We start from the raw sequence: 11,687 nt of genomic DNA, 5'->3' as shown, positions 1-11,687 counted from the left end.
GGTCGAACTCGCCGATGTGGAGGCCGCGATCGCCGAGGTCGGCCGGGGGGTGATCGCGCTCGGCGAGGAGCGGGGCCACATGAAGTTCGGCGGGTACATGCTGGGCGGCGCGGACGAGGACGAGGCGGCGGAACGGCGCCTGCTCGACGACATCTGTAACCGTATCTGACGCGGCATGGCCGCACGCCAGTTGGCACCGACGTACGCGATCACCGTGGTCTGCGCGGGGTCGAGTCTCCCCACTTCCCTCTATGGGGCGTACGCCCGTGAGTACGCGCTCTCACCATTGGCCCTCACGGCGCTGTTCGCCGTGTACGTCGCCGCGGTCATCCCGACGATGCTGGTGTGCGGGAGTCTGTCGGACTCTTGGGGCCGGCGCCGCGTAGCCGTCTGCGGCCTGGGGCTCTCGGCGTTGGGCTCGATACTCTTCGCGTGCGCGCCGGGAGGGGAAGCGCTGTATGGTGCGCGGCTGCTGCAGGGCACGGCGGCCGGGCTCATCACGGGCGCGGCGACGGCCGCGCTGGCGGACGCGGCGCACGGCGCCGAACGGGGACCGCTGCCTTCGGGCGGGCCCGGGCCACAGCCTTCTCCTCGCGGGCGCGCCGTCGGCAGCGCCGCCGCGCTGGCGTCCCTGGGCATTTCCATCGGCAGCGCGGGTGGCCCCATGCTCTCGGGCCTGATCGCCGCGGTGCTACCCGCGCCCTTGATAGTGCCCTACCTCACGCATCTGGGCCTGCTGCTGCCTGCCGTACTGTTGCGCTGGCCCGCACCCGCCCAGGCATGCGGGGCCCGATGGCGCCCGCGTCGCCCGGCGATCCCACACGTCGTCCGGCGGGCGTTCGCCCTGGCGAGCCTGACGATCGTCTTCTCCTGGAGCCTGCTCGGCCTCTTTCTCTCCCTGGCTCCTTCGCTGGCCGAGCGGCTGGGCCGGACCACGAGCACCGCGATGGGCGGCGGGGTCGTGGCGCTCATGCTGGTGACCTCGGCGCTGGCCCAGATGCACGCGGGACGGCTCGCGCCCGTACGGGCGAAGGTGTTGGGGCTGTGCACCATGGCCGCGGGGCTGGCGCTGCTGGCCGGGGCCGTCGGCGCGCGAAGCCTGCCACTGCTGGTCGTCGCAGCGGTGGCGGCAGGGGCGGGACAGGGGACCGGCTTCACGGGCGCGCTCGCCGGGCTCACGGCGGTCACCCCCGCGCCGATCCGCGGCGAGGTCTTCTCCGCCGCGTACGTGGTCGGGTATTTCTCGCTGTCCGTACCAGTACTCGGGGTCGGGGCGCTGGCAGAGCAAGTGGGGCTTCTGTCCGCCGTGGCCTGGTTCGCGTCGCTCGCCACGGTGGGTGCGCTGGGCGCGGTGCCCGTAGTCCATCTCGCTGGTAGGGCCACGGAGGGGGACGGAGACAGGAGTCGCGACGGGATCGGGGGCGGCCGCTCCCCGGCCGTATCCGGCGTACCACCAACTTACCCGCCCCACAATGAAGAAGGGCGGCCCGCAGGAACGCCCTGATCCGTCGCGCCCGCCCCCGGCCACTCCGTCGGTGGCTTTGCAGGTGGGAGCCGACTCTGGCTCAGGTTTTGGGCTCTGTCGCTGATTTGGGGGTGGCTGTCGTCGTTCGGCGGGTGGGAATCACCTGGGTGTGGATGAAGCGGTGCGCGTGGCTGACCTCCTCTTCCCCGGGTGTGGATGTGGAGGTCGAGCGGCTGGTACTCACGGATATCGAGGTCTGTATCGCCTTACGGTCACGGGCCGCATCGGCGGCCTGTCCCGAGTGCGGGCAGAGATCGCCACGGGTGCACTGTTACTACGAGCGGTGCCTGGCCGACCGTCCCGTCGCCGGCCGACGCGTGCGGATCGAGCTGCGGGCACGGCGCCTCGTCTGCGAGAACGCTTCCTGCACCCATCGGATGTTCGCCGAGCAGATACCCGGCCTGACGCGCCGCCACGCCCGCCGGGCGCAGTCCCTCACCGCCCTGCTCACCGACGTGGCACTGTTCCCGGGCGGCCGTCCGGAACCCGGCTGTCCAAGCGCATGTCCATCTCGACCTGCAAGGACACTCTGCTCCGGCTGATCCGCGCACTACCCGACCCGGAGCCGGGCCCCGTCCCGCCTCGGCGTCGACGAGTCCGCCCTGCGCCGCCGCAGGACCTACGCGTCGAGCCTGATCAACATGACCACCCATCGCCCAGTCGACGTTCTGGCCGACCGGACCGCCGAAACCTTCGCGACCTGGCTGCGCGGTCATCCCGAGGTGCGGGTCATCTGCCGCGACCGGGCCGGGTCCTTTCGCGACGGGGCCAGTTCAGGCGCCCCTCAGGCCAGGCAGGTGGCCGACATCTGGCATCTGGCATCTGGCATCTGATGCACAACCTCGCCGAGGCAGTCGAGCACATCATCAACCGGCACCGTGCGGAACTGCGCGAGCCTCTCGCGGTTTTATTGGATACACCGTCCGCCGCGTCACCGACTGGATCATGCGTCGCCCCGAGCACCTCACGGACACCGAACGCAAGCTCCTTACCGAAGTGGGCGAGCGATGTCCGCCCTGGCCTCGATCACCGAGTACGGCCGCCGCCTGGCCGCGCTGCTGCGTGACCGATCAGCGACAGAGCCCAACCTGAGCCAGAGCCCCCGAAGAATGACACAGCCATACCGCGGCCTGTCTTGGTAACTCGCCCACGCCTCACGCGTTCATGTGCCGGAACGCTCGCGTCGACCGTGCTGAGGTCCCGGAGCGGGCCCCGGCGTCATTTGCGCCAGAACAGGTGATGGCTCACGCCGCTTGGGCTGGGCACGACCTCGAGATGGAACCGGTCGAGCAGTTCATCGGGCGACTCCCACAGGCGCAGGCCGGACCCGAGCTGCACCGGCGAGACCGCCACGTGCAGGGTGTCGACGAGGCCGGCATCGAGGAACTGCCGGATGGTGGTGACCCCGCCGCCGAGCCGGACATCCCTGCCCTGCGCTGCCGCCCGTGCCCGCTCCAGGACCGTGCTCGGGTCGCCGCCGACGAAGTGGAATGTGGTGTCGGAGAGCGTGATCGATGGACGCTCGTGGTGGGTCATGACGAACACCGGGGTGTGGAACGGGGGCTCCTCGCCCCACCAGCCACGCCAGTCATGGTCGTGCCAGGGGCCGCGCTGGGGCCCGAACTTGTTGCGGCCCATGATCTCGGCGCCGACGTTGCGTGCGAAGTCCCGCGTGAAGTAGTCATCCAGGCCGCGGCTCCCTCCGGGATCGGTGCGCATCGGCCAGCTCGCCGTGGCACCGGCCCAGGCGAACAGCCTTTCGGGACCGGCCAAACCGAACGGGCTCTCAAGGCTCTGGTGCTCACCGGCACCGATCCCATCACTCGAGACGTTGAAGTTCATGACTCTCAGCAGCTGATCCACGTGATCCCTCCACAGGTCCTGTCGCATCCTCGCGCGGGAAAGTGCCCCACATCAGGACGTCGAACGGGACGCGGCCGGATCGACAGACCACCCGTAGCCATTCCCCCGCGGTGTGCCCGGCGCGACAGGTCACCTGCGGCGTTCGGCGCCATCCCGGGTGCCCGGTGGCGCGCCGTCCAGCCGGAGACAGGTGATGTCACCGACGTACTTGGTGTTCGGCTCGGTGGCAGTGACGCCGCGGCCGATCACGTCCGGGGCCTTCGCCGCGCTACGTCGGCACATCCGCCCGGCGTCCCCGGGGCCGGCTCGCACCAGCCGCCCGAACTCAGTGTGGTGTCCGTGCCTCCCAGGGGGCGCGTGTCTGAGCGGGGCGTACGTCGCACTCGGGGATTTACCGGTGATGTAGTGCGCCAGCGTGCTGAACGCCAGACGGCCGCCGGCCCAGGCGGGTGCGTGCTGCCGGAACTCGGCCTGAGTGCGGCCGGGTCGTGGGACTGCGGTCGGCGCAGATTGCGCACGCCGAGCTCGATGATGGCACGTGCCGCAGCGGGGCGGATCGCGACGGTCGTGTCGTAGCGGTCCGGGAGGATCGGCCGGGACGGTGTCAGGCAAAGGACGCGATCGCGTGCAACTCCCGTCCCATACCGGCCAGTTCGGTCAGACATAGGTGCCGGGGAATGCGTGGAGAACCGCTCGGCACCGGAGAACAGCGCGAACCCGGGGACCACGTTCGACCAGGTCCACAGACTCAGCGGCTGGGCGTGATTGCGCCACGACTCCGACAGGAACAGTGGCCCCGGGGCCCGACTGATCGTGGCCCGGTGGGCGAGGCAGTCCGACAGCAACACCCCGGTCGACGCCGAATAGGGCACCGCCCGCTCCACCCGGTTCTTCGTCGTTTCCGCCCGTATCCGCAGCGTGCGGTGGGCCGGATCGACGTCGTCGGTCCGCAGTGGGCACAATTCCTCGCGGCGCAGAGCGGCCGGGCCGGGTCTTCAGACAGGGGTGGTGCGGTGCTCGACTGGAGCATGGGGATCTGACAGCCATTCCTCCAGGCCACCGTCGTAGACCTTCACCTCGCCATACCCCGCGGCTAGCAGACTGAGCCCGACCAGGGGCGCGTACAGACCGGAGTTGCAGTACACGATCACGGGCTGCTCCCTGGGCACCGGTTTGAGGCACTCCTTGCGCTCCTGGTCAGTCCGCAGCATTGACGTGCCCGGATGCGCCATGGACGGGTAGGGCACGTCGACGCTGCCCGGGATGGTGGCGGACATGCCCCGGACGGCCTCCTCAGGAAACTTCGAGGTGTCAGCCGGGAGCTCCGGAACCGCGTTGACCAGGGTGCACTGCAGTCGGCACCAGATCGCGAGTTCTTGTGCCAATCCAGCGAATCAGGTGGGCCCCTTGGTGGTGACGAACCTGGCGATCTGCCGGTGACGCCCAAGGTCGAAACCGATGTCATGGGTGTGCCGGGTGATCAAGTTGAGTGTGTTCGCCACTGGACGGGCGGCGTAAGTTCGACCCAGGCCGTGGCCGAGCGATCGTCAGAGAGCAACAAGGATGGCCGGATGTCGGCCGTAATCGGGCATCAGTAACGGCGCATCACTCCGCGGATCGCGTGTCGCGGACAGGCCACGGGCCGGGGCCGGGCCTGCGAGATATTTCGGCGTTGCTCGCGAATCTTGCGAGAGGTATTGACGCCGTCCACCGGTCCCCTACCATCCAGGTTGCTCGACACTTCGACCCTTGTTCGATATTTCGAACATACGAAGTCCGCTCCACGCGCACAGCAGGGCACCACCGTCACGCCCACCGATACGGCCGAGCCGCAAGGAGCACGCCGCTGATGTATCCCACGCCACCCGGGCGCACGGCGACTCGGTCCGCCTCACGCCGTTCGAGCTGTCCATACCCCGAACCGAGTCAACCCCGCCCCCCGCCCGCAACCGACCGTACGAGGGAAACCTCCACTCTGTGCGCCCAAGCGGCCCGGACAGGACGGCGAACACGGTCAGGGCCTCTATGACAAAGCCGTGTGACAGCTCCATCCGTCCACCCGGTTCGGTGACGCTCGATGCCCTCTCCAGGTGGGGCGCGGCACGCCGTTGAGCCGTTCGACTCCTCAGCTCCGTCTCGCTCAAGGAATGTCATGACCAACGCAATCCGCAGCCGAGGGCCTTGCAGGACCGGCGGGAAGCCGCAAGGGGTCGGCCCGGTGCCCACGGACCGCCACGAACCGCACGCGCCACATCGACAGTCCGGAAAGCCTCTGACGGGGCCAACCGGAACCGCTTACTCAAGAATCAAGAGGTCCCCATGCGCAGAGGAAGCTTCAACCGCAAACGTCTGTCTGTGATGCTCAGCGCCTCGGTCGCGGCCCTGGTCTCGTTGGCGGCGACGCTCGTCGCCGCCCCGGCTCAGGCGGCCACCAGCGCGTGTTCTCTTCCGTCGACGTACCGGTGGACGTCGACGGGTGTGTTGGCGCAGCCGGCGAACGGGTGGGTCTCGCTGAAGGACTTCACCAATGTGGTGTACAACGGCAAGCACCTAGTCTACGCGTCGAACGTGTCGGGATCGTCTTACGGCTCGATGAGGTTCAGTCCCTTCACGAACTGGTCGGACATGACATCGGCCGGCCAGACCGGGATGAGCCAGGCCGCGGTGGCGCCCACGCTGTTCTACTTCGCGCCCAAGAACATCTGGGTGCTGGCGTACCAGTGGGGTGCGTGGCCCTTCATCTACCGCACGTCGAGCGACCCCACCAACCCCAACGGCTGGTCCTCGCCGCAGCCGCTGTTCACCGGTAGCATCTCCGGCTCCGGCACCGGCCCGATCGACCAGACCCTGATCGGTGACGGCCAGAACATGTACCTGTTCTTCGCCGGTGACAACGGCAAGATCTACCGAGCGAGCATGCCGATCGGGAACTTCCCGAGCAGCTTCGGCTCGTCGTACACGACGGTCATGAGCGACTCGACGAACAACCTGTTCGAGGGGGTGCAGGTCTACAAACTTCAGGACCAGAACCAGTACCTCATGATCGTTGAGGCGATCGGTGCGAATGGGCGCTACTTCCGCTCGTTCACAGCCTCCAGCCTGAGCGGTTCGTGGACCCCGCAGGCCAGCAGCGAAAGCAACCCCTTCGCGGGCAAGGCCAACAGCGGTGCCACCTGGACCAAGGACATCAGCCACGGTGACCTGGTCCGCAACAACCCCGACCAGACCATGACCATCGACCCCTGCAACCTGCAGTTCCTCTACCAGGGCAAGTCCCCCTCCGCGGGCGGCCCCTATGACCAACTGCCCTGGCGGCCGGGTGTCCTTACCCTGCAGCGTTAACCTCGCGCTCTCATCGGATGGGCTGTCCAAGGCCTGATCACAAACACGAGAAGTGCTTCTGACCTGCAACGATAAGGCTTGTCGAGAGTCCTGTTGGTTGCGAGGAAAGAAGCACTTCTCAGGTGACCGAGCATGTCGGGTCATACCCGCGTGTCCGTGTTGAGGGCGACGGCCGTGGGGTGGTGTCCCAGGCCGGCGGTGTACTGCTGATCCAGACGGCCCGCAAGGCCCATCTGGATCAGGCGATATCGGCGCCGTTGGCACCATGGCGAAGGCGACGTGCGGTGCGCGATCCGGAGAAGGTCCTGCTGGATGCGGCGCTCGCAGTCGCACTGGGCGGGGGCTGGCTCACCCCGCTGATGGGCCTGGTCGACCACGGCCGGGACGGGTGTCGGGAGCCGGTGGCGGGCCTGCTACGGCCGGGCAACGCGGGCAGCAACACCGCCGCCGACCACATCGAAGCCGCGCGGCTGACTTTGGCCCAGCTGCCCAAGAGCCACCGGATCTCCGTCGTGGATAGCGAAGTCCCAGAGCGCGGCGAGGACGGTTGTCTTCGTCATCACCGCTTGGCCACCCTTCGCGCCTCCTCGGCGCGGTACTGGATAGCGTCGGCCATCCGGTCTCCCGGCCCCGTCGGCGGCAGGTGCCCGGTGGCCGCCAATTGGTCCTCCCGGAAGCGTTCGCGGTTTCGCAGAAGGCACTTTCAGGCCCGGTAGTAGGTCCGCAACCCCGCAGCCGATGAGCGTCGACGGGGGGGGGTGCGGGCCGTTCGCCTGCGACTGCGACCAGGAGCAGCTGAACCCCGGCCCGGCTGCCGTCGCGCGGGGGTGAGTCAGGAGAACGGCTCGACGGCGGCATCCTCCACCTGGCCGCCACCGTCGTGATCGCTCCGAGCCGCGGCCCAGGCTGGTGATGCCCCGGAGTGTCGGGGTGCGTGGCGGATGGAACGGCGGTGCGCGAGGGCGACCAGGAGCTGGCGAAGACCGAGGACTTGCGTGCGAAGCGCCCTGTTACCCGTTGGGGTGACCATTGCGGACGGTGAGCCGCATGACCCATCGCCATTTGGCGATCTTGTGTGGGCGGGTGAACCGGACGCTCACTCCCGCCTTGTCGGCGACCGCACCGATGCCCACCGGTCCTCCTCTATTCGGGCGGCCCGCCCGACTTGCACCTGACGCTGACGTCAGCTTTTAGCGTGGTGGGTGTCGGCGCTCGCCGAAAGATTCACCCCACTGATCTCACGAACGGCCGGTTCAGGCCGCGTGGAAAGGCAAAACGTCATGCGCGCAGTCCGATTTCACGAGTACGGCGGTGTGGAGACCCTCGTGGTCGAGCAGGTGCCGGACCCACATCCCGGGCCCGGCGAGATCCGCATCCGCGTCGCGGCGGCCGGCGTCAATCCCGTCGACTGGAAGGTGCGTTCCGGTGCGGTGCACGAGGTGCTCCCCGTGGACCTGCCCGCGATTCCTGGGCGTGATGCCGTCGGCGTGGTCGACGAGACCGGTGAGGGTGTGCAGGGGGTGAGCATCGGCGACCGTGTCTTCGGGCTGGGCGGCGTCACCGGCGCGACAGCGGAGCTGGCCGTGCTCTCGGCCTGGGCTCACGCACCCACCAGGTGGACCGACGAGGAGGCCGCCGGTGCCGGTCTGGCATCGGTGACCGCGATGAGCGGGCTGAAGGCGCTCGGTCCCCTGCGGGGGCGCACCCTGCTCGTCGAGGGCGCCGCCGGAGGCGTGGGCAGTGCCGCGGTCGAGATCGCGTTGGCTCAGGGCGCCACCGTGATCGGGACAGCCAGCGAGCGCAACCACGAGTTCCTCACCTCTCTCGGAGCCGTTCCCACCACCTACGGCACCGGCCTCGCGGAGCGCCTCGCCACCCTGGCTCCGGACGGTGTCGACATCGTGCTCGACACCGCGGCCTCCGGGTCCCTGGCCGATCTCATCGCGATCGTGGGCGACCCTGCTCGCGTGTCGACGATCGCCGACTACACCAACGCGCAGCGCCTGGGCGTGCGTCTGGCCAGCGCGGAGAACGACTCCACGCTCCTCGCCGAAGCGGGCGAACTCGGTCGGCGAGGCCGCTACACACCGCGCATCGAGCGGACCTACCCCATCGAACGGATCGCGGAAGCGCACGCATACGCCGAGCGCGGACACACGCGGGGAAAGATCGTGGTCTGCATCTGAGCGCGTCCCACCGTTCGGGGCTCCTGCGGCTTCGGCCGCGGGAAGCCCGCACCTCCGGATCACCGGTCTTCAAGTGATCCAACCACCTCGGAAATCATTTCGTCAGGAGTTCCAAGCCCGCCCCGGCCTCCACAGATCTCATCGACCAGGCGGAGCTTGTCGGGATGGTACTGCGGGTGATCGGCGGTCCACGTCCATGCGGTCCCCGTGTCATGTCGCGGGCCGGTGGTGTCAGGCGTTTTCACGCCCGCCCGGGGGACGTCATTCGCCCGCGGCGTCCTCGGCCTCCCAGCGCAGCAGGTCTCCCGGCTGGCACTTGAGCACCTCGCAGAGCGCGGCGAGCGTCGCGAAACGCACCGCCTTGGCACGGCCGTTCTTGAGCACCGCCAGGTTGGCGGGCGTGATCCCCACGCGGTCCGCGAGGTCGCCCACGGACATCTTCCGCCTGGCCAGCATCACGTCGATGTCGACGACGATCGGCATCAGATCACCTCGTCCAACTCGGCCCGCATCTCTGCCGCTTCGACGTCGCGCGCGACGGCCTGAGCGAGCAGCATCCGCAGCACGAGAACGATGAGTGCGACCCCCAGGATGGCCACGCCAACCCCGCACATGATGACGGTGACGCCCGGGTCGTCCCGCTGGCCCGGCGCATTGAGGGCCGTGACCGCGAACCACAGGAGGGCAGCCGCCACGATCGCGCCGATCACGGCGTCCACGTACCGGAAGGCGGCATGGGAGAACACGGTTCCGCGTCGCACCATCGTCACCAGTCGCCATACGCTGACCAGGGCGACCTGGGCCGAGCCCATGCCCAGGATCGTGATCACGCGCAGCGGGGTCAGCGGGAGCGACCCGTCCTCCGGATCGCTCCCGCTGACCAACACCCACACCATCAATGCCTGCACGAACACGGTGCCGGCGAGCACCACCACGAGCACGGCGCGAAGCGCACGCACTGCCAGCTGTCCCATACCCCGTCCTTCCATCGACTTGCGATGGAAATCTATCGAATCTCGATAGGTCAATCAAGGGGGAGGCGGAGGGTGGGCGGTGGGCTACACCGAAGCCCTGGTCCGCTCCCGTCGGGGAACAGCCGCGGATCCCTGGGATCAATCCAGGTCAGTCCCTGGCGGCCGGTCAGTACCGGCCAGTCGTGCCTGTCGTCCATTCCATCCGGCCGGTGCAGACACCGGCCCTCCTCCAGCGCCGCAGCCATCTCCTCCAGCCAGTCCACCAGCGGCCAACCCCCACGCCCCCACGGGTACAGATCGTCTCCACCGTCGACCGACCAGTGCCCCAGATCGCCGTAGGAGGGCTCGCCCCTCCGCGCGTCCACATACCAGCCCGACCAGATATCCCCGGCCGTCCGCGCGAACGGCAGAACGCCGGCCTCCCGCTCCCAGTCCCGCGTACGTATCCGGTACTCATCCACCAGGTCAGCGAGCGGCAACATCGCCATGCCGGACGGCAAAATCCCAGCACCATGGCCCTCGTCGAAGCCGTCGTGGACCCGATACCAGGCCGCGAGCGCAGCCGGGAGCTCCACTCCCATGGCCACCTCCGCCGCCGCGATGTCAGCTTCACCAGCCGGAGGGCGCAGCACATCGGCCGAAGCAGCAGCGTGCTCACGCAGCCACGTCTCGATCCGCCCCCAGGCCGCGGCCACCCGCTGCGCATCGTCGCTCATGCCGAACACGCCATCGGCCGCACTCGGCACGACCATGACCATCGCCGACGGCCACTAGGTCTGCGGCCTCCGTCGAGGACGGTGACGCGGTCGGCGAAGGTTCACGATGAGGGTATGGGCAGCCCCGGGATGCTCTTGACCGTCTTCATAGTGAACTGCGAGTTGGTTCGTGCCGCCCCGGCAGACCGGTGAGCTCAGCCATGCAGAAGCGCTCGTAGGTCTGGAGGTCGGGCACGGCGACCCAGAACAGGTAGTCGGGCCGGCCGAACAGCCGCAAGCAGTGCACCACCTCATCGAGCTCGGTGACCGCGCTTTCGAACGTCCCGATCGTGGCTGTGTCCTGCGCCGCCACCTCGACGTGCAGCAGCACATGGAACCCGCAGCCTACGGCGGACCGGTCGGCCGCCGCGTGGCAGCCGGCGTTCACACCGCCGCTCTCGAGTTGCCGCACCCGGCGCAGACACGGGGAAGGCGACAGGCCAAGGAAGACAGACAGACGGCAGGCCGACTCCTGGCCGCATTCCTCGACGACTACGAGCAGTCCATTGCCCAGCACCCCTCGTGCCCGAGGTGGACCGCGAGATCCTCGCCGGCCTGCTGGCCACACCGTTCCCCGACAAGGGAATCGGAGTGGAGGGACTCTTCCGCGAGATCAGCCAGAAGATCCTTCCGAACTCGACCACAGTGGCCCATCCGCGGTTCCTCGCCTACGTACTCGGCCCGCCCAACGGCATCGGGACCTCAGCGATCCGCTCCCTGCGCGGCCCGCGTCACCGGCGACCGGGCAGGTTCCACGCCCGCAAGGGATACGACGACGACCACCTGCGCCGATGGCTGGGCAAGCGGGGCATCCGCCACCGCATCGCCCGCAAAGGCATCGAGTCCTCGCAGCAACTGGGCCGCCACCGCCGGGTTGTCGAGAGGACGGTGTCCTGGCTAGCCGGATGCCGGCGCCTGCACCGCCGCTACGAGCGCAAGGTCGGCAACGTCCTCGCCTTCGTCGGCATCGCCGCAGACCTCATCTGCCACCGCCGACTCACAAGCTGAAACGATGTCTTGGACAGCACGTGGCGGGCCCAAC

12 protein-coding genes and 4 pseudogenes are annotated in these 11,687 nt (G+C 68.7%); 7 read left to right on the top strand and 9 right to left on the bottom strand.

Annotated elements, in window-relative coordinates:
* Positions 1 to 175 precede the first annotated feature (175 nt).
* The 3 genes and pseudogenes from KHP12_RS50310 to KHP12_RS50300 form a co-directional block, all read left to right on the top strand.
* Positions 176 to 1,504: an MFS transporter gene (locus KHP12_RS50310; protein ID WP_086881637.1), complete on the top strand. Its 1,329-nt coding sequence runs from the start codon at positions 176 to 178 to the stop codon at positions 1,502 to 1,504.
* A gap of 134 nt (positions 1,505 to 1,638) precedes the next feature.
* Positions 1,639 to 2,067 (top strand): transposase family protein, encoded by a 429-nt coding sequence (locus KHP12_RS53760; RefSeq protein WP_372455339.1) that lies wholly within the window; start codon positions 1,639 to 1,641, stop codon positions 2,065 to 2,067.
* A gap of 51 nt (positions 2,068 to 2,118) precedes the next feature.
* A pseudogene (locus KHP12_RS50300) lies at positions 2,119 to 2,358 on the top strand (transposase); the annotation flags it as partial.
* Between the two features lie 385 nt (positions 2,359 to 2,743).
* Here the strand turns inward: KHP12_RS50300 and KHP12_RS50295 are convergent.
* The 4 genes from KHP12_RS50295 to KHP12_RS50280 all read right to left on the bottom strand — a co-directional run bounded on the left by KHP12_RS50295 (position 2,744) and on the right by KHP12_RS50280 (position 4,665).
* Positions 2,744 to 3,388, bottom strand: coding sequence for a dihydrofolate reductase family protein (locus tag KHP12_RS50295; protein WP_086881640.1), 645 nt, complete (start codon positions 3,386 to 3,388; stop codon positions 2,744 to 2,746).
* 129 nt (positions 3,389 to 3,517) lie between these two features.
* Positions 3,518 to 3,670, bottom strand: a complete 153-nt coding sequence (locus tag KHP12_RS50290) for a hypothetical protein (RefSeq protein WP_167442479.1) — start codon at positions 3,668 to 3,670, stop codon at positions 3,518 to 3,520.
* The gene (locus tag KHP12_RS52200) at positions 3,634 to 4,350 is read right to left on the bottom strand and encodes a site-specific integrase (protein WP_244202764.1); all 717 of its coding nucleotides are present in this window, start codon (positions 4,348 to 4,350) and stop codon (positions 3,634 to 3,636) included. The genes KHP12_RS50290 and KHP12_RS52200 overlap by 37 nt, the downstream gene beginning before the upstream one ends.
* A 33-nt stretch (positions 4,351 to 4,383) precedes the next feature.
* Positions 4,384 to 4,665, bottom strand: a complete 282-nt coding sequence (locus KHP12_RS50280) for a rhodanese-like domain-containing protein (protein ID WP_086881641.1) — start codon at positions 4,663 to 4,665, stop codon at positions 4,384 to 4,386.
* Between the two features lie 1,162 nt (positions 4,666 to 5,827).
* Between KHP12_RS50280 and KHP12_RS50275 the strand changes: the two are divergent.
* Together KHP12_RS50275 and KHP12_RS50270 are read left to right on the top strand one after the other, a co-directional pair.
* Positions 5,828 to 6,730: pseudogene (locus KHP12_RS50275) on the top strand (non-reducing end alpha-L-arabinofuranosidase family hydrolase); the annotation flags it as partial.
* Between the two features lie 122 nt (positions 6,731 to 6,852).
* Positions 6,853 to 7,233 (top strand): annotated as a pseudogene (locus KHP12_RS50270) (IS1380 family transposase); the annotation flags it as partial.
* A 507-nt stretch (positions 7,234 to 7,740) separates the two neighbouring features.
* Here the strand turns inward: KHP12_RS50270 and KHP12_RS52685 are convergent.
* The gene (locus tag KHP12_RS52685; RefSeq protein WP_276328635.1) at positions 7,741 to 7,863 is read right to left on the bottom strand and encodes a hypothetical protein; all 123 of its coding nucleotides are present in this window, start codon (positions 7,861 to 7,863) and stop codon (positions 7,741 to 7,743) included.
* A 147-nt stretch (positions 7,864 to 8,010) separates the two neighbouring features.
* Here KHP12_RS52685 and KHP12_RS50265 point away from each other — a divergent pair, with 147 nt between their 5' ends.
* Complete coding sequence (locus KHP12_RS50265) at positions 8,011 to 8,916, top strand: NADP-dependent oxidoreductase (RefSeq protein WP_086881643.1); 906 nt, start codon at positions 8,011 to 8,013, stop codon at positions 8,914 to 8,916.
* Between the two features lie 261 nt (positions 8,917 to 9,177).
* Here the strand turns inward: KHP12_RS50265 and KHP12_RS50260 are convergent, their stop codons facing one another.
* From KHP12_RS50260 to KHP12_RS50245, 4 genes are all read right to left on the bottom strand, one after another.
* A complete protein-coding gene (locus KHP12_RS50260) occupies positions 9,178 to 9,399 on the bottom strand; it encodes a helix-turn-helix domain-containing protein (protein WP_037952025.1) in 222 nt (73 codons plus the stop codon).
* Positions 9,399 to 9,890 (bottom strand): DUF2975 domain-containing protein, encoded by a 492-nt coding sequence (locus KHP12_RS50255; protein ID WP_086881644.1) that lies wholly within the window; start codon positions 9,888 to 9,890, stop codon positions 9,399 to 9,401. The genes KHP12_RS50260 and KHP12_RS50255 overlap by 1 nt, the downstream gene beginning before the upstream one ends.
* A gap of 50 nt (positions 9,891 to 9,940) precedes the next feature.
* Positions 9,941 to 10,606, bottom strand: coding sequence for an SMI1/KNR4 family protein (locus KHP12_RS50250; protein WP_211834818.1), 666 nt, complete (start codon positions 10,604 to 10,606; stop codon positions 9,941 to 9,943).
* A gap of 145 nt (positions 10,607 to 10,751) precedes the next feature.
* Positions 10,752 to 11,162, bottom strand: coding sequence for an Lrp/AsnC family transcriptional regulator (locus KHP12_RS50245; RefSeq protein WP_211834817.1), 411 nt, complete (start codon positions 11,160 to 11,162; stop codon positions 10,752 to 10,754).
* Positions 11,163 to 11,347: 185 nt separating this feature from the next.
* Here KHP12_RS50245 and KHP12_RS50240 point away from each other — a divergent pair.
* A pseudogene (locus KHP12_RS50240) lies at positions 11,348 to 11,653 on the top strand (transposase family protein); the annotation flags it as partial.
* Positions 11,654 to 11,687 lie beyond the last annotated feature (34 nt).

Source organism: Streptomyces asiaticus, assembly GCF_018138715.1.
Taxonomy (GTDB): Bacteria; Actinomycetota; Actinomycetes; order Streptomycetales; family Streptomycetaceae; genus Streptomyces; species Streptomyces asiaticus.
This window is presented reverse-complemented; position numbering and strand designations above follow the sequence as displayed.

Bases quoted from the DNA above. Each gene is read 5' to 3' on its own strand.
- KHP12_RS50250 (WP_211834818.1), bottom strand. From the start codon at position 10,606: ATGAGCGACGATGCGCAGCGGGTGGCCGCGGCCTGGGGGCGGATCGAG.
- KHP12_RS53760 (WP_372455339.1), top strand. From the start codon at position 1,639: ATGAAGCGGTGCGCGTGGCTGACCTCCTCTTCCCCGGGTGTGGATGTG.
- KHP12_RS50255 (WP_086881644.1), bottom strand. From the start codon at position 9,890: ATGGGACAGCTGGCAGTGCGTGCGCTTCGCGCCGTGCTCGTGGTGGTG.
- KHP12_RS50280 (WP_086881641.1), bottom strand. From the start codon at position 4,665: ATGTCCGCCACCATCCCGGGCAGCGTCGACGTGCCCTACCCGTCCATG.
- KHP12_RS50260 (WP_037952025.1), bottom strand. From the start codon at position 9,399: ATGCCGATCGTCGTCGACATCGACGTGATGCTGGCCAGGCGGAAGATG.
- KHP12_RS50310 (WP_086881637.1), top strand. From the start codon at position 176: ATGGCCGCACGCCAGTTGGCACCGACGTACGCGATCACCGTGGTCTGC.
- KHP12_RS50265 (WP_086881643.1), top strand. From the start codon at position 8,011: ATGCGCGCAGTCCGATTTCACGAGTACGGCGGTGTGGAGACCCTCGTG.
- KHP12_RS50290 (WP_167442479.1), bottom strand. From the start codon at position 3,670: ATGTGCCGACGTAGCGCGGCGAAGGCCCCGGACGTGATCGGCCGCGGC.